The organism is Acidovorax sp. A79, assembly GCF_041154505.1.
Lineage (GTDB): Bacteria > Pseudomonadota > Gammaproteobacteria > Burkholderiales > Burkholderiaceae_C > Acidovorax.
The window spans coordinates 105,586-123,930 of sequence record NZ_AP028673.1; the positions used below are offsets into that span (position 1 = coordinate 105,586).

The 18,345-nt window shown below is 64.9% G+C and carries 16 protein-coding genes and 4 pseudogenes; 16 read left to right on the forward strand and 4 right to left on the reverse strand.

All coding sequences use genetic code 11. The features are described from left to right. Positions 1-4: 4 nt before the first annotated feature. From ACAM51_RS26950 to ACAM51_RS26995, 10 genes are all read left to right on the forward strand, one after another. Positions 5-601, forward strand: a complete 597-nt coding sequence (locus ACAM51_RS26950; protein WP_369643933.1) for a hypothetical protein — start codon at positions 5-7, stop codon at positions 599-601. A 36-nt stretch (positions 602-637) separates the two neighbouring features. Continuing rightward, a complete protein-coding gene (locus tag ACAM51_RS26955) occupies positions 638-1,624 on the forward strand; it encodes a hypothetical protein (RefSeq protein ID WP_369643934.1) in 987 nt (328 codons plus the stop codon). A 15-nt stretch (positions 1,625-1,639) separates the two neighbouring features. Beyond that, positions 1,640-2,188 carry a DUF4303 domain-containing protein gene (locus tag ACAM51_RS26960; protein WP_369643935.1) on the forward strand — a complete coding sequence of 183 codons (549 nt, stop codon included), beginning with the start codon at positions 1,640-1,642 and terminating at the stop codon, positions 2,186-2,188. Between the two features lie 40 nt (positions 2,189-2,228). After that, positions 2,229-2,720 (forward strand): hypothetical protein, encoded by a 492-nt coding sequence (locus ACAM51_RS26965; protein ID WP_369643936.1) that lies wholly within the window; start codon positions 2,229-2,231, stop codon positions 2,718-2,720. Then, positions 2,717-3,670 (forward strand): SMI1/KNR4 family protein, encoded by a 954-nt coding sequence (locus ACAM51_RS26970; RefSeq protein WP_369643937.1) that lies wholly within the window; start codon positions 2,717-2,719, stop codon positions 3,668-3,670. The genes ACAM51_RS26965 and ACAM51_RS26970 overlap by 4 nt, the downstream gene beginning before the upstream one ends. A gap of 61 nt (positions 3,671-3,731) precedes the next feature. Then, entirely contained in the window at positions 3,732-4,400 is a 669-nt protein-coding gene (locus tag ACAM51_RS26975) for a hypothetical protein (protein ID WP_369643938.1), read from the forward strand. Between the two features lie 44 nt (positions 4,401-4,444). Continuing rightward, the gene (locus tag ACAM51_RS26980) at positions 4,445-4,765 is read left to right on the forward strand and encodes a hypothetical protein (protein ID WP_369643939.1); all 321 of its coding nucleotides are present in this window, start codon (positions 4,445-4,447) and stop codon (positions 4,763-4,765) included. Then, complete coding sequence (locus ACAM51_RS26985) at positions 4,747-5,220, forward strand: hypothetical protein (protein ID WP_369643940.1); 474 nt, start codon at positions 4,747-4,749, stop codon at positions 5,218-5,220. The genes ACAM51_RS26980 and ACAM51_RS26985 overlap by 19 nt, the downstream gene beginning before the upstream one ends. A gap of 38 nt (positions 5,221-5,258) precedes the next feature. Then, positions 5,259-5,693 carry a hypothetical protein gene (locus tag ACAM51_RS26990; protein WP_369643941.1) on the forward strand — a complete coding sequence of 145 codons (435 nt, stop codon included), beginning with the start codon at positions 5,259-5,261 and terminating at the stop codon, positions 5,691-5,693. Positions 5,694-5,771: 78 nt separating this feature from the next. Next, positions 5,772-6,371 carry a hypothetical protein gene (locus ACAM51_RS26995; protein WP_369643942.1) on the forward strand — a complete coding sequence of 200 codons (600 nt, stop codon included), beginning with the start codon at positions 5,772-5,774 and terminating at the stop codon, positions 6,369-6,371. An 85-nt stretch (positions 6,372-6,456) separates the two neighbouring features. On the opposite strand, the gene ACAM51_RS27000 is transcribed toward ACAM51_RS26995, so the two are convergent. After that, positions 6,457-6,825 carry a hypothetical protein gene (locus ACAM51_RS27000; protein WP_369643943.1) on the reverse strand — a complete coding sequence of 123 codons (369 nt, stop codon included), beginning with the start codon at positions 6,823-6,825 and terminating at the stop codon, positions 6,457-6,459. Positions 6,826-7,096: 271 nt separating this feature from the next. Next, positions 7,097-7,519: a hypothetical protein gene (locus ACAM51_RS27005; RefSeq protein ID WP_369643944.1), complete on the reverse strand. Its 423-nt coding sequence runs from the start codon at positions 7,517-7,519 to the stop codon at positions 7,097-7,099. A gap of 30 nt (positions 7,520-7,549) precedes the next feature. Here ACAM51_RS27005 and ACAM51_RS27010 point away from each other — a divergent pair, with 30 nt between their 5' ends. Then, positions 7,550-8,794, forward strand: a complete 1,245-nt coding sequence (locus ACAM51_RS27010; RefSeq protein ID WP_369643945.1) for a DUF4375 domain-containing protein — start codon at positions 7,550-7,552, stop codon at positions 8,792-8,794. Positions 8,795-8,877: 83 nt separating this feature from the next. Here ACAM51_RS27010 and ACAM51_RS27015 read toward each other — a convergent pair whose 3' ends face one another. Next, complete coding sequence (locus ACAM51_RS27015; RefSeq protein ID WP_369643946.1) at positions 8,878-13,653, reverse strand: beta strand repeat-containing protein; 4,776 nt, start codon at positions 13,651-13,653, stop codon at positions 8,878-8,880. Positions 13,654-14,195: 542 nt separating this feature from the next. Between ACAM51_RS27015 and ACAM51_RS27020 the strand changes: the two are divergent. From ACAM51_RS27020 to ACAM51_RS27040, 5 genes and pseudogenes are all read left to right on the forward strand, one after another. Beyond that, positions 14,196-14,437: pseudogene (locus ACAM51_RS27020) on the forward strand (IS3 family transposase); the annotation flags it as partial. Between the two features lie 25 nt (positions 14,438-14,462). Beyond that, positions 14,463-14,591, forward strand: a pseudogene (locus ACAM51_RS27025) (VOC family protein); the annotation flags it as partial. A 279-nt stretch (positions 14,592-14,870) separates the two neighbouring features. Continuing rightward, positions 14,871-15,084, forward strand: a pseudogene (locus tag ACAM51_RS27030) (transposase domain-containing protein); the annotation flags it as partial. Between the two features lie 340 nt (positions 15,085-15,424). Continuing rightward, the gene (locus ACAM51_RS27035; protein WP_369643947.1) at positions 15,425-15,913 is read left to right on the forward strand and encodes an ASCH domain-containing protein; all 489 of its coding nucleotides are present in this window, start codon (positions 15,425-15,427) and stop codon (positions 15,911-15,913) included. Between the two features lie 141 nt (positions 15,914-16,054). Next, positions 16,055-17,206, forward strand: a pseudogene (locus tag ACAM51_RS27040) (IS3 family transposase). Positions 17,207-17,244: 38 nt separating this feature from the next. Here the strand turns inward: ACAM51_RS27040 and ACAM51_RS27045 are convergent. Next, complete coding sequence (locus tag ACAM51_RS27045) at positions 17,245-18,234, reverse strand: helix-turn-helix domain-containing protein (RefSeq protein WP_369643948.1); 990 nt, start codon at positions 18,232-18,234, stop codon at positions 17,245-17,247. Positions 18,235-18,345 lie beyond the last annotated feature (111 nt).

Below are 18,345 nucleotides of genomic sequence, written 5' to 3' on the forward strand. Positions count from 1 at the left end.
ATCGATGCCTGCCCTCGAAGCATTCAAGCAAACCGTTGCCCGCACCGACACCCTTCCCGCAGACCTGGAAATGCTGGCCTTGCACACGCTGCAAGGCGGCGCAGGCCCCTTTCATGGCATTGACCTGCTCGCCCTGATGCCGGGGGAAGAAGACGTGGCCAATGACATCTCCTACCTCAGTGAAGACGAGTTAAAAGACCCCGACCTGCAGAGCAACATCGAAGCCATGCGGGAAGTCACCGCGCTGGCGCGCTTCGTTGCGAAGGATGGCCAAAGCAACCTGTACGGCTACTGGCTGGGCCAGCCCGCGCGCCCGCTGCACGAGGCTGCCATCGTCATGCTCGACAACGAAGGGCAGTTCTCGCTGCGGGCCGGCGGCAGCCTTATCGAGGGGGTCTGCGGGGAGCAGTGCGACAAGAAGACTTTTGAGGCGCTGAAACTACGGTTCGAGGCGTTGGGCATCACGTTCCAGGCCCAGAACTGGAACGACTGGGCCAGATCGTGTGAACACTTGCGGCAAACCAGCGATCACCCGGACGCGCTGCACAAGGTGTTCTACAACCAGCACCGGCAACGGCGCGGGCTGGAGCCCATTGAATGACGTCGCCGACGGAATGTGAAAACGATTCCAAACCACATGGCAAAAATCAGCAACACCCCATTCATCGCGCGCCCGCAGTGGAGAACGCACTACCAAGGCTGGCATATTGTCGATTGCGCCGTGCGCGACAGGAACATCGTCTATCTGCTGGCGCGGCCCGATCTGGATGAGGAAAAGCAGTCCAAAACCTGGGACCACGACATCGGCACGCGCCTGCTGTCGATCTATCTGGACGAGCAGAACCCAGAGAAGCGCCATGGCTGGAGCGAGCTGGACGGCTTCAACCGGCCGCGCTGCGGCGTGTCGCACCAGCCCATCGCACAGGCACTGGTCGTCGCGCGCAACAACGAAGGCAGCGTCTATGCCATTGGCGGCGGCAAGCCCGGCGCCATGGAGAACATCGGCACCGATCTCAACCCGATCACCATGCGGGTCAAGTGCATCGGCGGCTACGCATATTCCGTCGGCCGCAACCGCAAGATCTTCAAGCGCGTGGCGCCGGGGCGCTGGGAGCGCATGGAGGGTCTGCCCAAGCCGGGCGATGAGGACTTCAGCGCCGTCGGCTTCAACGACATGGACGGGCTCAGCGAGCAGGAGCTGTATGCCGTCGGCGCGGGCGGCGATGTCTGGCGCTATGACGGCAAACGATGGACACACTGCGATTTTCCCAGCAAGGAGCAACTGGGCACCGTCACCGTCGGCCAGGATGGCAAGGTGTACATCAGCGGCGAAGGCGGCAATCTCTGGATCGGTGCCAAGGACACCTGGACGCAGGTGCACCAGGGCAACTCCAGTTTGCTGAACAACAGCGCGGTATGGTTTGAGAACCAGTTGTGGTTGTGCTCGGACTACCAACTGCGCGTGTGGGACGGCAAGGAGGTGCGCCGCCTGCGCCACGGCGGCGCGGATGTCGTCCACACCGGCCACATGGACGCGCGCGACGGGCTACTGGTGATCGCGGGCCTGTACGAAGTCCATGCCTATGACGGCAAGACGTGGAAGACGCTGGTGGCACCGTATTGACCACCTTCAGAAAGAATGACGATGAACCGCGAAGATTTAACCAGGGACATCACGGAAGCCGCCCGGCGCTCCTTCTCCGCCCTGCTGGCGCAGCACGGCAACGAGAGCTTCTACGCCTTTGCCCTCTACACCGACGAGGACTGCTACACCGTGGTGCCCGCGGCCAACTCGCTGGAGCGGCACCGCGAGAAGCTCGCGGAGATGGATGACGATGACGACCAGGCCGCCTACTACCAATGGGCCAGCGCCGAGTGGGCCTACGAGGGCTTCGCCGCCGAGCCGTTCAACCCCATCTGCGATCAACTGGCAGCGGCCTGCCAGGCGGTATCCGGCGACGCGGCTGCATTCGCCTCATTCAAGGCCGGCGTCCGCCAGGCCATGACCGATGCCATGCGCCGCCTCGATGAAGAAGGCTTTTTTGGCACGCACCGCGCCGGGGCTGTGCTGTTCATCACTTCGTCCGATTTTGACGAAGCCTCCGGCATGGAGCGCCGCTCGGCCCTCGCGCTGAACCCGCCGGAGCGCTCGGTGGATTTTCTGGCGTGGAACGGGGCAGCGGAGTGAACGCCCAGGGCGGGCTTTCGACCCCCACTAGGAAACAGCCATGACACCCAGCCCGTGGGCCGCATTCCTGGCCATCACCGGTTTTGAAGCGCTGCTGCGCGACCTCACCCAGCACACGCTGACCGAAGCACGCCGCGCCTGGCCGGGCGCGCCTGCCGGCTTTGCCTTCAACTGCAGCGCGGCGTGGAGTGACGTGCATATCAGCCTGGCTTACGACCCGGCGCGCGCCGCCATGGAGCCACCCGACTGGGAACATGAATGCGCCGAGGCCGAGCTGCCCGCAAGCGCCGCACTCTGGCGCGCGCGCTACGAGCCCGTGCGCGAACGCTACGAGGCCGAGCGTGAGCGGCACGCCAATTACCCGAAGCACTTTCTCGACACCCTGCGCCACCTGCTGGCCCGCATGGAACGCGATGGCGCGTTTGCCGATGCACCCGGCATCCGCCTGCTGGTGACCGAGGTGGACGCCGACACGGCCGCCGAAGAAGCCGCGTTGGCGCAGGTGCGACGAAACCATGGAACCCCCACATGAGCCAAGCCCCCATGAACACGCCCCACGGATTTTCCGAAGCCGATATCCACGCCCTGCGCGCGCACGGCATCGAGCTGTTCGCTGGGCGGCTCATCTTCGCCGCCCAGCCTCCGATGGATGAAGACGCCATCGCCGCCGTGCAGGCCCATTGCGCCGGGCCGCTGCCACCCGCGCTGCTGGCGCTGTGGCGGCAAACTGCGGGCGGGCGGCTGGACTACAACCTGAGCGTGGAGGTGACCACCAGCGAAGGCCCGCGCATCGAGGCCGTGAGCTGGTGCGAGCTGTTCTACAACGGCAGCGATTTCTACCGCGACCTGCAGGGCTGGATCGAAAACGAAGAAGAACAAGCCTGGGAGACCGCCGAGGACGCGGGCGAAGAGTGGAGCGGCAAACTGGCCTACCTGCCCATCGGCGGATTTGAATACTGCGACCGCATCTACGCCGTGACTTCGCCCGGCGCCCCCGACGATGGCGGCATGCTGGCCTGGAAGATGGGCCTGCCGCCCGCCTGGGCGCCCGCGCTGACCGAAGACGCCGTGGCCACCTTCGCGCCCAGCCTGCTCGCCGCATTCGCATGCCTGGCGCTGCACGGCGACCCGCTGGCCTCCAACGGCGAATACGGCGCCGGGTCGGAGCTGCTGGCCTACCTGGACACCTGCCGCAGCAATGGCCTGCCCGCGCCGCTGGCCGATGCGCTGCTGGCCTTCTACCTGCGCGCCCGCATCGACTGGCGCGCCCTGCTGCAAGCCGGCACGCTGCCCGCGCACCCCTACGCCGTGCGCGTGGCCCTGCGCCACGCGGTGGAGCAGGACGATGCCGCGCTGCTGCGCCACATCCACGCCAGCGGCGCACGCCTGGACGGACTGGTGGCGGGCGGCGACAACGCCTTGCAGCACGCGCGTTTCCTGAAGAAAACCAGCGCGATCACTGCGCTAGAGGGCTTGATGTGAAAAAAGGCTGTAGCGCCCGTCCATCAAGCGCAAGCAGCTATCCATAGCGAAGCAAATTCTGATGAAGAACACCCTCCTCGCATTCACACTGGCCGCATTCAGCAACCTGCCCAGCGCTGCACAAACCACCGCGCCGACAGCCATCCACGTCGCCGCTTGCGGCCTCGAATTCGATCTGCCCGCAGGCTACAAGATCACCCGCCCGCAGCGCCAGGCCGACGCCCGCTACGACCAGAGCTGCGCGTTCGACATCGTCAAAGCCAAGCCCGGGCCGCCCCTGCGCGGCGAATGCAAGGACGAGCAGGAAGGCGGCCAGCCGCCCTACCACGTGTGCGACTGGGAGGTCAACGCCGGCCCGCCCACGCCCAGCGTGCGGGTGGCGCGCATACGGCCCGGCACGCATGCGTGGCTGGACTCCTTCACGCGCACGGACGATGGCCGCTGGATGGTGCCCAACGCCCACGCGGGCGACCAGCCCGCCGAGGCCTTCAGCTTCTTCGGCAAACCCGCGTGGAAGGGCGAACACGTCGTGCGCATGTTCTGGTGGCGCACGCGCACCAAGAACTACACCGGCATCTACGCCGGTTCGGGCGGCGCCGACGTCACCCTGGTGCAGCTCGCGCCCGACCTGTTCGTGCAACTGGCCAACCCGCCAGACGATGCCCAAGGCGGCTGCCAGACCTTCTGCGCCAGCCTGCGCCTGGGCGCGCGGGCGCAGGATTTACCATGAACATTGCAAAGAAGCCTTCAATGTCTCAGCAGGAGACCTGAACCATGGAACTGCCCGACGACATCCACGCCTACCTGGCCGCCACCTTCGCACCCGCTGACCGCGAGCGGGCCGCTTTGCTGCTGGCCAGCGCCCGCACCGAGGACGGCAGCGAGCCCACAGCCCGCCTGCTGCGCTGCGCCGCCTTCGTCAGCGACGGCCAATTGGCACGCCTGCGCTACTGGGTGTCGTACATGGCGCTGGACTGGCGCGACGTGGTGGTGGCGGGCGAATGCGTGCAGCAAGACGGCGTGCCCGTCCACGCCAGGGACTTCAACAAGCCGCTCGCTCCGGACGAAAGACGCGCATGCCCGAGTCCTGCATGAACCTGCGTGGCTTGGTGCTGGTGGCCAGTTTCTGGCCCAACCTGGCGGCAGCTGCTGGCCCGCCTACGGCTGCGGACCGAGCCTGTCTGCGGCTGGTCGAAGCGGCCCAGGCCCGGCAACTGGCCGGCGCCGGTAAGAACGCCGGTAGAAGTGCCGGCAAAAGCGGCCAATACGTTTGCGAGCGCCAGCCGCAGGCCTCCGCGCGTTTCGTGTTCGCGCTGCGCTGGCGCAGCAACGGCCTGCCGGCAGCAGGCAGCAACCTGGTCGGCTACTACCTTGTCGATACGGCCAGCGGCCGCATCCATGCCTGGAATCTGGGCGAGGATCAACCTGGTGAAGCCCTGGCCGCTGTTCCTGTGGCTAACCCGCCGCGCGGCCCATCGAGTGATTGCCCCGGCCCCTGCGCTATCCAGGGCTTGCCACCCGCGCCTGCGCGCACGGGCCGCACGCCATGAGCGCGAGCGGGGAAATCCCAAACGGACAGGAAGGCGCCTTGCGCCTGCGCATTCCGCACGATTTCGCCATGCTGGGCGGCGCCAGCGAAGCTTTCGTGGACGGATTCGTGCGGCTGGCCGAGGACGACAAGGGGGTGCTGGTGAGGCTGCTGCGTGACGACGCGCGCAATGCGCAGGCCACGGCGGGCAGCGTGCTCTACGCCGCCCGTCGCGGCGGCGGCCTGCTGCTGGCGATCCGCCCAGCCAGCGAAACGGATCGGATGCGCAGGTTCCGGCGCCCGGAGCATCTCGACCACATCGCGGTGGATTGCTGCGGCCAGCCGTGCCGTTACGTGTCGATCTACGACCATGGCACCGGCCGATTCTTCGATCTCGACGTACCCCCCGTTGCTGCGCAGACTTTTGCGCAGGAAGAGCTGGCTCACGTCTTTGTGTGCGGGCGTTGTGGCCGGCAATACCCGCTGCCCCTATGACCTCTTGCATTCGATATGAACTCCACCTCCAGCTCGCACCCACCGGTCGCAAGCAGCTATCAAAAGTGAAGTGAAACCATGCCAACATCCCTCACCATCACCCCTGACGGCGCCCACCCCCTGGCGCCCCGCCTGGGTGGCGGCGCACTGATCGGCGGTGTGGCCGACTGGCCGCAAGGGCCTTTCGGCCATCCGCTGGTGCTCGCCGCCTCGCTGCCCGCGGCCTTCCTGGCCGTGCATGCGGGCATCGACATCGGCGCGGGCCGCGTGGCATCGGTGTTCACCACCTACTTGCCGGGCGAATACTTCCTCGACCACATCACCTACCACGGCGATGCGGCTGACCTGGCGCTGCTACGCCGGGGCACCACGCAGGTGCTGGTGCATACGGCTGGCGCCTTGGTACAGGGTGCACTGGAGCTGCCCGCGCATGCCATCCGCGCGCAGGCCGGCGGCGGCGATGCGCTGTCCTTCATCGGCGGCGAGCCGCAATGGCTGCAAAACGAAGATTTGGAACTCGGCGGCTTGGCCTTTGCGTGGCAGATCGACGGCGGCGACCTACCCGCAACGCTGCGCAACTTGTTCTACCTGGCTGATGGCGTGGGCTACCTGTACCTGCCCCAGCAGCCCACTGGGCGCGTGGACTGCAGCGGCCTGTTCTTCGTGCAGGTGACGTGAGATGCAACTGCACTCCCACGGCAGGCCATGGGCGAAGAACGTGTCTACGATCTCAGACACAGCCCCGCCGCGCATTCACGGGCATTCAGGCGCACGCCGCGTAGCGCACCCACCCGCCGCCCAACCCGGTGCGCGGCTCGTAGCCCACCCAGACCTCGCCCCAGCCATAACGGCCCGCAGCCCAGCCGCGCGCGGCCAGCCAGTCGCTCAGGGCCTGGGCGCGCCGCCGCTCCTTGCGCTCCGACCATTCGTTCCAGTCACGGCCATAACGACTATCGTCGTCGTGGAACAGAAGGCATTCGGACAACGCGCCCCGGAAGAACGCCAGCTCGATGCCCACCATGAAGCCGCCATCGCTCCAAGGCACGAGCCGGTGCCAGGTCCAGTCAGACTCCTGCACCACCGCCCTGGACGCACGCGGCACCACGACCAGCGCCGCGTGGCGGTCCAGCAAGACAGTTTCCTCCAGACCGCATGCAATGCGCAGCCCATCCGGGTGGTGCAGTTCAAAGGCAGGAGTCAGCGATCGAGCGGAGGAGTCTTCTGGAGAACGGGGTGTTGTATTCATGGGGTCGGCTCCATCCCGGATTCTTAGATCGTTTCCTGCATGTTGAATGGCGAGAACGCTGAACTTTGCAACCGCTCACGCCTGGAATCTGGGCGAAGACCAGCCGGGTGAAGCCCGGCACCTATCCGCCCGGCGAATTCACTGCGCACGCAGCGCTTCAGCGCACCCGCTGCACGGTGACGCCATCCTGCCCCGCGCGCGCCATGGCCTCCAGTTGGGCCAGGGCAGCGGGCAGCAACTCAGGGTGCAAGCCAAAGCGAAACCGCGTGCGCTGCGCCAGTTGCAGCAGTCGCGCCCCCTCGGCGGTCAGCACCAGCTCGATGTGGTCGCCATGCCCCACCAGGGCCACAACCTCGCGGCCATCGCAGGCCAGGCTTTGGTCGGTGCGCTCGACATAGAGCAAGTCCTCCACCGGCGGCGGCCGCTGCTCGCTGTGCTGGCGGCCGCAGGCGAAATGCAGCACGTCCAGCGGATCGTGCACTGACGCGAAACCGAGCGAGAGCACGAGCAGATCGCCCTGCTCCTTGAACACCTCCTCGACCTCGAAATCATCCGCTTGCACGGTTGATGCTTTTATCATGACCGCACCCTTCCATCGTCAAAATCTTCCATGGCTCACACCAACCACCTCCCCTCCATCGACTGGCTCGCACTGCTGCGGCGGGCTCCGTATTTCAGCGCGACCATCGTGGATTCCCTGTGCGACGCGGACCCGTCAGCGTTCGCGCCCCACCTGCGCGCCGTCTATTGCTTCGACCTGTTCGACGCGCAGGTCTCCAATGGCGGCGTGGATCAGTACTTCGACAACGTGGCCGCGCACCTGGACGATGCAAACGCGGTGCCGGGCCTCATCGCCGCCAACCCCGTCTATGCGCCCGCGCTGCCGCTGATCGAGGAAGCGCATGCGATCTGGAATGCCGTGGCAGATGCCTATCCAGAGGACGAAGACGAAGATGAGGAAGACGAAGACGCCTGGGATGCTTACCAGGATCGTCTCGCCCCGCACGAAGACCGCCTGCAGGCCATCGCCACCGAATTCTTCGCCCTGCACCACGCCATCCGCCAGCGGCTGGAGCAGGACATCGTGCGCGACCCGCACCGCTACTTCGCCATCGCGCCCGTGCCCGGCCTGCGCGGCAGCGGCGTGGAGCACATCGCGCTCGCGGGCGGCGCGCACCGCCTGCGTTTCGAGGATGGCTTTCCTATCGGCCCCAATACCTTCGAAAACGAGGGCGGGGGCTGTGACGTGGTCTGGTTCTCGCGCGACCGCACGCTGCTGCACTGCGAAACAGCGGGCTGGGCACAGCAGCGCAACCGCCACTGGATTCACTACCCCAGCCAATCCAGCGGCAGTTGGACTTCTGGTTCTGGCGAAGACGCGACAGTGCGCCACGACCGCCTGGCGCTGGGCCTGGGCCACCATGGCCTGCACGAGACCTTCGGCCCCAACGGCCAGCGCGAAAGCGCCGCGCTGCACTGGCACGGCAAGGAGCTGTGCAGCGAGCACTTTCACCCCGACGGCTCGCCGCTGCTGCGCATCGAGCCGCACGGCAGCGGCCAGCGCTGGCTGCGCTACTGGCCCGGCGGCGCGCTCAACACCGAAAGCCTGCAGGAGCGCGACGGCCGCGACCGTTATCTGCGCTGCCTTGATGAAAATGGCACCGACCTGGCGCCGGGCGGCACCGGCCGCCTGCGCGAAGTGCTTGGGCAACTCGGCGAGATCGTGCAGTGGCGCGAAGGCGAACTCGTGAACGGCTTCCTGCACGGCCCCGTGCGGCGCATGGCCTGCCGGCCCGATGGCAGCGGGGAGCGCGAGACTGAGCGCACCTTCTACAAGAGCGGCAAAGCGCAGTAACGCGCCAGCACGGGCAGGCGCTATTTTTTTATAGCTATCAGCGCGTTCTATAAAAGCGCTGGAGGTTAATTTTTCTTGAAACCCTAAAAGCAGGCGGCTGCGCCCGTGGTGAAGCTGGTTGGCGTCGTCGCGGACGTCAGGGCGTTGGTGTTGGCCCCATTCAGATAATTGACGACATCGACGGGAGTTGTCCCTGCCAGGAAACGCACGCGGAATTGATCTCCCGCGCCGCCCGGCGGAAACATGCGCAGCCGGATGCTTCCGGAAGTGATGTCGTCCCACCACTGGCTGCTGATGTTGTTGCCGGTGATCTCTGCACACAAGGTACTGGCGAAGGCATTCGTGGCCGACTGCATGAAGATTGCATGGCCAACGCGGGTTCCCAAGCCTCCGCCATCAGGCGTGCCAAAAGTATTGTTCGTGGCCACCACCCCCACCTGGTCGCTTCGCTGCACCAACACCTCCATGCCGCGTTGGACGATGTTCTGGAACATGTTGTTTGTCACGGTCATCTGCATGCCGCCGCTGGTGCCATCGTTGGTGATGGACAGGCCATTGGTACCAGCCGCATTCGTACCCGATCCGACCGTTCCATTGCCGACGGTGTTGTTGCTGTACACCCCCTTGTACAGGCCCGTGGCGTTCGCGCCCTTGCGGAAGGTGGTGGGCGTGAAGCCGCTCGTGACCGTGCCGTTCACCGTGATGGTGTTGTTGACGACGCTGGCGTCCATGGTGGCCGCGTTGTCGGTCAGCATCTGCACGGCCCCGGAGTTGTTGGTGAAGGTGTTGCCATTGCCCGCACCCAAAGCACCCAGGTCAATGGCCACCTGGGCGTTGCCGATGCCCTGGCCGGTGAAGGCCGTCGCGAAATTGTTGCGGAACAGCGAGCCGGTGAAGCTGCCGTTCACGACCGCCGTGCCCTGGCCCACGAACAGGACGCCCTGTGCGGAAGTCGATACCTGGGGACCCAGGCCCTCAAAGGTATTGCCGTTCGCGGTCAGGTTCAGCGTGCCCGCGCTGTTCTGCACCTCGAACTGGCGGTGGTAGCTGTTCTTGAACGTGGAGTTGGTGATGGTCACCGTGCCCGTCAGGTTGACGAATTGCACGCCGTCCTCCAGGTTCTCGTTGCCCACGCTGTCCACCGTCACGCCGGTCATGGCCAGCCCGTTCACGTTGTTGCCGTTGATACCGATCTGCTGGCCACCCGTGACGGTGGTGCCGATGAGCGACACGTTGGTCACGCCCTCCAGGTGAATGCCCGCGCCGCAGTTGGTGTTGGTGCCGTTGAGTGCATCGCCGCAGATGGCGGCCGTTTCCTGGTTGGTACCATTGTTGTTGAACGCCATGTAGTTCAGCGTCAGGTCGCGGGTGTTCTGAAACCAGCCGCCGCGCTGGGTCTTGTTGGCAATGGTGCCGCCGCTGCCCGCCACGGTGCCGACGCCGGTCACGCGCAGGCCGTTGAAATTGCCGGTATCCCTCAGCGTAATGCCGCCAAGCGTGCCGCCCGTGCTGTTCAGGGACTCGAAGGTAAGCCCTGCCGGGCCGATGGTGGTGGCGTTGACGTAGAGCACAGGCCCCGTCCCGGTGGAGATAGTATTGCCGGGGCCCTGCACCGTGACCGTGCCGCCGCTGTTGGCCGAGAAGCCCGCGCCGCTGGTAGTGGTGATAGCCATGCCGCCGCCCACGAAGTCGGCGCTGACGTTGGTGAACACGACGGCATGGTTGCCGCCGGTGTTGAAGTTGACCCCGCTCACCGTGATTCCCGCGGCGCCGGGCACGCCCGACAAGGTGCCCGCCAGCATGGGCCGGCTGCCCGCCGGGATGGACAGGCCGCCCACCGCCAGCGCGGCCCCCGCGCCCACCAGTTTCTGATTGGCCTGAAGGTTGAACGCCCCAGTCGTCGTGCCTGCGCCGCTGTGCACATAGACGGTGTGGCCCGGCTGGCCCAGGCTGCTGGGCAGGCTGTTGAGCGGCGCGTGGGAACGGCCATTGCCGCCGCCCGGCGCCGCGCTGTTGACGTACCACACCATGTTGCCCACGTTGAAGGTGATGGTGGCCGTGCGCGACACGCCGCCGGACGCGCCGGTGTAGGTGAACGCATCCGCGCCGGTGAAGCCCACGGGCGGCGTGTAGGTGAATCGGCCCGCCGCATCGATGGTGACCGATCCACCTTGGGTCGTGGCCCCGCTGCCAGCAGCCACGGTGATCGCCACATTCGACGCATCATTGCTCAGCACACCCGCCGCTGCCGAGGTGTAGGGCGTGCCCGGCGCGGAATGCGCCTCCGCCACCAGTTGCGTATTGCCCACCACGGCGTAGCTGTCGTTCACCAGGTTGGGGCCGACCGCAAAGCTCTGCTGCACCTGGGGCGCGGGCAACCAGCCGCCGCCTCCAGGCTGGTTGGCGTTGATGGTGCACGTGCCCGTGCCGCCGAAACTGACTGTGTTGCCCGCAATGGAACACACCGAGGCGCTGGCGGCATCGACGGTGAGTGCCACCGCCATGCCCGACGTGGCCGTGGCCGCCACGTTGTACGTGCCGCCGTAGACCGCCTCCGTGGGCGCGCTGGACGTGAAGGTGATGGCCTGCGGCGCGAACACGGTGAACGCCTGCTGCACCTGCGGGGCGGCGTTGTAGTTGGCGTTGCCCGCCTGGTTGGCGCTGACGGTGCAGGTGCCCGCCGTGTTGAACGTCACCGTGCCCGTTCCGCTGCAGGCGCCCGATCCGGTGATCGTCACCGCCAGGCCCGACGTGGCCGTGGCGGTGGCGACATAGTTGCCGCCCACGGTGCCGCTAGGAGGGGCGGTGGACGTGAAGCTGATCGTCTGGTCACTCTTGGTCACGCTGAACGACTGCTGCACCTGGGGGGCGGCGGCGTAGTCCGCATTGCCCCCCTGATCGGCCCGCACGGTGCAGGTGCCCGCCCCGACAAAGCTCACCACGTTGGTCGCCACGGTACATACCGCCGAGGAGCCGCTGCTGAAAGTGACGGGCGCGAGGCCCGAGGATGCGGTGGCGGCCACGGTATAGGTGGCGCCGCCCACCTTGGCATCCGCCGGGGCGGTGCTGGTGAAAGCCACGGTCTGGCTGGCTGGGTTCACGGTCAGCGTGAAGTTCTGCGTGGGGGACGAGCCCGCCAGGTTGGTGGCGGTGAATGTCAACGCATGCGTCCCCGCCGCGCCGCTGCCCAGCGGGGGCGTGCCGCTAAGCGTGCCGGTACCGTTGCTGTTGTCCACGAAAGACATGCCGCCTGGCAGCGCAACGCCGCCGCGGGCGATGACCGGGTGCGGGTAGCCGCTGGTGGCCACGGTGAACGAGCAGGCAGCGCCCAGGGTGCAGGCCATGGCGTTGGCGCTGGTGACGGCGGGTGCCTCATTCACGGTGAGGGTGAAGTTCTGCACCGTATTGGGAGTGATGCCGTTGGCCGCCGTGAGGGTGAGCGGGTACGCCCCACCCGTGCCCGGCACTGGCGTCCCCGCTAGCGTGGCAGTGAGTGGCGTGCCGGGGCCGTTGTAGACAAAGCTAACGCCCGTGGGCAGCGTGCCCGTCTGGGCGATACCCGTCGTGGCCGGCGTCGCCGTGGTCTGTACGGTGAAACTGCCCGGGGTACCCGCGGCGAATGCGGTGGTGTTGGCGCTGGTGAACACCGGCGACCCGCCCAGGGTCAGCGTGAAGCTCTGCGTGGTGTCGCCCGCGCTGTTGCTGGCGCGCAGCGGACACACGTAGCTGCCGCTGTCCCCCCCCGCCGGAGTGCCGCTGAAGGTGGCGGTGTTGCTGCCGCTGGTGCCAGCGAAGCTAATACTGGCGGGCAATGCGGGCACACAGGCGCCGCCGTCGATGGTGATGGTGGCGCCGGGCGCGGCCGTGGCTGTTACGGTGAAGGTGCCGGCCTGGCCGGTGAGGAACGTCGTGGCATTGGCGCTGGTGATGGCGGGTGCGAGCTGCACCGTGAGCGACACGGTAGCGGGGGCCGAATCCAGCGTGCCGTCGTTGGCCTTGAACGTGAAGCTGTCTGCGCCACCGTAGCCGGCGTTGGCCGTGTAGGTGACGTTGGGCGGCGAGCCGGAGAGCACCCCATGGGCCGGAGGCGTGATCACAGCGTAGGTGAGTGTGGCGTTTTCATAGTCGCTGCCGCTGAGCGAGAGCACCTTGCCCACACCCGCCACGGCGGTGGCGGACTGCGCTTGGGCGACGGGCGGTGCGTTCAGGGCCACGTCCACACGCAGGAACAGCAAGCCGGGCTCGGAAGTCGCGTAGAGCGCTCTGATGTCAGTACCAGTCCCTCCCACCACGTCACCGGCCGCATCACTGGCGAGTGCAGGCACGCCCGTCCAGTCGGCTACCAGCCCGTCTCGCACGATGGCGGCCAGCAGTTGGCCTGAAATCGCCACCGCCAGCAACGCGACTCCCAGGCGGTGCAGCCCCGCCCAGCCCTGGCGCCGCGCCAGCCACAGCGCGGCTGCCAGCAGCAGGGCCGTAGCCAGCAACGCGGGCATGCTCATTGTGGGAATGCTCGTAGCTCCGGGTGGTGGGGGAGCAAGCAAGATGGGTCCCAGCAAGGCGTCTTCACCCGTGATGCCGCCCGAGCCCGCCGCAAACAGGCCCACCCGCATCTGCGGCCCGACGCCCGGGGGCAGTTGCTCGGACCGGATGTACGTCTCCACCGCCGCCGTGCCTGCCGCCCCCATGCCAGGCGCGATCGGCGTGGGCGTGTTATCCACCACCTGAGCGGGTCCCAGGCTACCGCCTGCGCATGCCTGCACACTGATGGACTGCGTGTGGTATCCCGTATCGTCCGCTTCCACGACGGTGATCAACACACGTTCGGCCCCGACGAAGCTACCTGCGGTCCTGGTCACAGTGCAGCCGGTCCCTGGATTGTTGTCGGTGTCAAGAAGAAGAGTCAGCGTGGTCGTAGCCGCCATCGTTGGCATAGCCCAGGAGAGGAGCAGGCAGGCCAATGCGGCAATCATCTGCCTGCTCCAGCGAGAGCTAGTGCTTTCCTCATCCCGGCACGCGTGGCTGCGGCTGGTCAACTTCATGAACCGAAGTGAGTTCCACTGTTTAGCCATGAGCATTGCCCCTCCGATAATCGTGTAGTAATTTTTTGGCTCACATGCCGCGACATGAGCAGCATGTGCGAGCCGGCCGATCCCGCGCTGAAGCCGACTGAAGCTCCAGCAGCGCTATTTGCACTAGGCGCCGCAATTTGCACGTCATAGCATTTGAATATTCGGTTCCAAATGCTCAACACCTCGCAGCAGGCCCCTAGGAAAAACCCAATCGTAACCACCTGTTTTAGACGTTGTCAAAAAAAATGCAATGACAAAATAGCCGTAAATTCGGCCTCATTTGGAATGCAAGGCTGATTGAAATCTCACAAAGGGCGTCGAGCACAGTGATGCATGGAAAGGTCGTACGCACCACCACTGGCGATACCAAGGCCCATGCCCTCTAGACCGGGTCAACCGGCAGTTCCGGGTCGAGCGGCCGACCATTGGTGAGTCAGCGACTTCATGTACGTCTCGACTTGGCAAGGCTGGCTGTACGCAGCCTTCGTCATCGGCGTATTTGCCAAGCGCACCGTGAGCTGGCGGGTAAGCATGTCCAATGCACACACACTTCGTTCTTGATGCGCGCGAGTAGGCCCTGTCTGCCAGCCAGCTTGGCCAAGGACAGCACCGTGGCCCATGCGCGGCTCAACGCGTGGGCGGCCGGCAAGAAGCGAGCCGAGGGCAAGGTGACCGCTCCACTCAGCCTCATAAACAATGACCGGCCGGAGTTCGTGCCGGCCTGAGGTCAAGTCCTCAATAAAAATCAGGATCTAACGCCAGTCCATCAATCGCTGGCAGCCATCAAAACAATAGTTAACCAGCCCTGCGGCGGCATGCTGCACCCCAGCCTGCCAGCAGCGTGGAGAGCAAGGCCAGACATGTCCAGTACAGCGTGGGGATGGCGGCAGGCTGTGCGCCGCCGCCAGGTGGCGCCACCACGGGCAGCGGTGCCTCGAACGCACCGATGTCGCACGCCGGGCCTATGGGCGCGTCACCCCGCGCTGATTAGAGAATCGTATGGCCCGATTGCGCCAGGATGTTCGAACTGGCTATTCGCCGGCTCACTTCGAGTAGGACGGCGTGCCGCGTTCATCATGACACCTAGTTCACTCCGCGCGACTCAACGGACACGGTCCGTAGGCATACCTGCACGATGTCCTGGAGCGTCTGCCTAGGCAGCCGGCCAGCCGCGTCGATGAGCCCTTACCGCACCGGTGGCGCCGGATCGTCGATTGAATGACCGCTCGCCACCGTTGTGAAAGCAAGCGGCAACGGGCCCGAAGCCGACGCTGGCCCCCATTCCCCTAAGCGGTCATTGATTCGTACCCCAGTTGCTTGCGGCCCAAACGCGACTGTCGAGAGACCTGCCTTAGCAAATTCGCAGGCTATAGTTGGGCCAGATGAAGCCTGCGGGATTTGCGGGAATTTTTACACCTGAATGTTTGAGCAGCCCTGCGCTTGCAAACCCAGGCTGCAAGCCGCTTTCAGGAGGAAAAATTGTCCAGAGTATCCCGAACAATCCAGTCCATTCCCCAGGTTTTGCGGTCTAAGTTACGTTAGGCCGCACACTTTCAGCATGATGGTGATCCCCGCAAATGTCCAATCCATGTGGCGCGAGTACTTGGACATCGTTCGTGATGTCGAGGAAAGTCGCTTCTATGAGGCTTTCTCCTTCGGCGACTCTCCTGCAATGGCAGACGAACTCGGACAGTTGGTTCTAAGTCGCATAAAGCGGGCGACCGCCGGCTCCGTCTGGTCGTATGAAGATGCCGGGAAGCCAATTCCGAAGAAAGGCGATCTCAGTGTTGTCACTGACTCCAGCGGAAAGCCGTTATGCATCATCGAAACCATTCAAGTCGATATAGTTCCCTTTGATCGGGTTACATCTGAGTTCGCGTCCATTGAGGGAGAAGGTGATGGTTCTCTCACGTATTGGCGGGACGCGCACAGAGCTTACTTCACGCGGGAATGCGCTTCTTCCATGCGCGTCTTTTCTGACTCTATTCCCTTGGCCTGTGAGCAGTTCAAGGTGGTTTATCCGCTGCCAGCGCAAAGTGCCGGTTAGCTTAAGCGTTGAGCGTCCGCTTTTGCTTGCCGCCACCAGCTACTTCTGGCCGTTGGCAGACCGTACAACATCGAATCGTGAATCGCCCCGGGTTTTCTAGACACCTCTGAGCCTCAAACCTGAGGCCCAATAGGAGGTGCCATGAGTGAGCAAAGATACCCCGAAGAATTCAAGACCGAAGCGGTCAAACAGATCACCGAGCGTGGCCACAAGGTGGCCGACGTATCCGCCAGGCTTGGTGTTAGCCAGCACAGCCTGTATCAGTGGATCAAGGCCCATCGAATGCCCGCGGCACAACGGCAAGCGCAGGGGGCACAGGCCGGATGAGCTGCGCAAACTGAAGGCCAAGCTCAAACGTGTGACCGAGGAGCGCGACATCCTAAAAAAGGCCGCAGCGTACTTTGCCAAGCAGTCCGGGTGAGGTACGCATTCATCGAGCGGCATGAACACCAGCACAGCGTTTGCCGCATGTGCAAGCTCATGACCGTGCACCCCAGCGGCTACTACGCCTGGAAGTGCGATCCGGTGAGTTCTCGTGACAAGGACGATCAACGCTTGTTGGGCCTGCTCAAGCACGCGTGGCTGGAGAGTGGTGGCGTCTATGGCTATCGCAAGCTCACGATGGACATGCTCGACCTGGGAGAGCGCTGCGGCAAGCACCGCGTGGCCCGATTGCTCAAGCTTGAAGGCCTGCGTTCACAGACTGGCTATCGACGCCGACCTGGCCCGCGTGGCGCCAAGCCAGCGGTGGTGGCACCAAACCATCTGCAGCGCCAGTTCAATGTCAGCGAGCCCAATCAGTCATGGGTGACCGACATCACCTACATCCGCACCCATGAAGGCTGGTTGTACCTGAGCGCCGTCATCGACCTCTTCTCCAGGCAGGTGATCGGCTGGTCCATGGGGCACCGCATCGACACTGAGTTAGTGCTCAACGCGCTGCTGATGGCATTGTGGCGCCGGCAACCCAAAGCCGCTGTCACCGTCCACTCTGATCAGGGCAGTCAGTTCACTGGGCATGCATGGCAAGACTTCCTGCGCGCTCACAACCTGGTTTCCAGCATGAGCCGTCGGGGCAATTGCCATGACAACGCCGTGGCCGAAAGCTTCTTCCAACTTTTGAAACGAGAGCGAATCCGCCGCCAGATCTACCCAACCCGCGATCAAGCCAGAGCCGATGTCTTCAATTACATCGAGATGTTTTACAACCCTAAGCGACGCCACGGCACTGCCGGAGATACTTCACCGGTAGAGTTCGAAAGACGCCATTTCCAACGGCTCAAAAGTGTCTAGGGAATCCGGGGCGATTCAGTTAGTGCCCTCAGGCCGACTCACTGCGGCCTCCATCGTGCCTCGCCCGGCGTCACACCGTAGTGCTGCTTGAACGCCCGGCCCAGAGCCGACGCCTCTGAAAACCCACAGGCATATGCAACGACCTCGATGCTCATTCCCGCGTTACGTGGCTCCTTCAGCATGGCATGGGCAGCTTGGAGGCGGGTGTGGCGCAGGGTTTCTTCGTAGCTGGTACCTGCCGATGCCAGCACGCGCTGCAACTGACGTGCCGATATGCCCTGGCGTGCAGCGAGCGATTGCAGACTCAGGCGGCTGGTGGCCAGGTGAGCGGCCATGTCGGCACGTACAGCCCGCAGCCTCACCGCAGCCAGACTATTCTCCTCAGCCCAGGCAGCATAGTCGGGCGACTGGCCCATGGCCACGGCCAGCATGTCCTGCAGCTGGCGCACTACCAACTGCTGGCTGCCGGCCCCTTCCAGGGGCTCTGATTCGATCAGTTTACCGTAGCGCTGCAGCAGGCCCAGCATGGGCGTGGGGCGCAGAGCCAGCATGGGGGCTTCGCCTAGGCGCGGCAACATGCGCTCCATCTCGGAATGCGGCACGCGCAGGGCCCACGATGCACCTGCCTGCTCCATCACGATCTGCATAGGCCTCGCCTGCGATAGCAGGGCCGCCTCGCCCGGCCGCACGCGCAGTGCATCACGGCCTGGCTGACCGATGGTCATGCCCACTGAGGGCATCACCAGCATCAAATCGTCCTGCCCGTCCTTGCAAAAGGCCGCCGTGCGCGTGCTGCTTACGGCGCTGGCCTGTGAACTGCCCCAACTGGCACCCGGCAAGGTGCGCAGCCCAGCCTCGTAATGCAGCGGCTGGTTCTGGTGGACGGGGGCAACATCCACCCGCATCAAGCCGGCCAGGTAGTCGCGCATGGCCTTCAAATTCCGGTCGCCGGGCATGCCGGACAGGCGCAGCGTCGCCGTAGGGGCCGCCGCTTCTGCGGTCTGGGGTGAGTCTACAGAGGGGCTCATGCGCCGCTCCTTTCCTGTTGTGTTTCCGGTTCGGATACCTGCACAAATTGTCGCAAATAGGGCGTGTCGTGTGGCGTCATTTCCTTGGCGTTTGCCGTCATTGCCGCAGCC

What these genes read in the sequence shown, in the direction of transcription:
- ACAM51_RS26950 (WP_369643933.1), top strand. Translation starts at nt 5, where the DNA reads ATGCCTGCCCTCGAAGCATTCAAGCAAACCGTTGCCCGCACCGACACC.
- ACAM51_RS26955 (WP_369643934.1), top strand. Translation starts at nt 638, where the DNA reads ATGGCAAAAATCAGCAACACCCCATTCATCGCGCGCCCGCAGTGGAGA.
- ACAM51_RS26960 (WP_369643935.1), top strand. Translation starts at nt 1,640, where the DNA reads ATGACGATGAACCGCGAAGATTTAACCAGGGACATCACGGAAGCCGCC.
- ACAM51_RS26965 (WP_369643936.1), top strand. Translation starts at nt 2,229, where the DNA reads ATGACACCCAGCCCGTGGGCCGCATTCCTGGCCATCACCGGTTTTGAA.
- ACAM51_RS26970 (WP_369643937.1), top strand. Translation starts at nt 2,717, where the DNA reads ATGAGCCAAGCCCCCATGAACACGCCCCACGGATTTTCCGAAGCCGAT.
- ACAM51_RS26975 (WP_369643938.1), top strand. Translation starts at nt 3,732, where the DNA reads ATGAAGAACACCCTCCTCGCATTCACACTGGCCGCATTCAGCAACCTG.
- ACAM51_RS26980 (WP_369643939.1), top strand. Translation starts at nt 4,445, where the DNA reads ATGGAACTGCCCGACGACATCCACGCCTACCTGGCCGCCACCTTCGCA.
- ACAM51_RS26985 (WP_369643940.1), top strand. Translation starts at nt 4,747, where the DNA reads ATGCCCGAGTCCTGCATGAACCTGCGTGGCTTGGTGCTGGTGGCCAGT.
- ACAM51_RS26995 (WP_369643942.1), top strand. Translation starts at nt 5,772, where the DNA reads ATGCCAACATCCCTCACCATCACCCCTGACGGCGCCCACCCCCTGGCG.
- ACAM51_RS27005 (WP_369643944.1), bottom strand. Translation starts at nt 7,519, where the DNA reads ATGATAAAAGCATCAACCGTGCAAGCGGATGATTTCGAGGTCGAGGAG.
- ACAM51_RS27010 (WP_369643945.1), top strand. Translation starts at nt 7,550, where the DNA reads ATGGCTCACACCAACCACCTCCCCTCCATCGACTGGCTCGCACTGCTG.
- ACAM51_RS27035 (WP_369643947.1), top strand. Translation starts at nt 15,425, where the DNA reads ATGATGGTGATCCCCGCAAATGTCCAATCCATGTGGCGCGAGTACTTG.
- ACAM51_RS27045 (WP_369643948.1), bottom strand. Translation starts at nt 18,234, where the DNA reads ATGAGCCCCTCTGTAGACTCACCCCAGACCGCAGAAGCGGCGGCCCCT.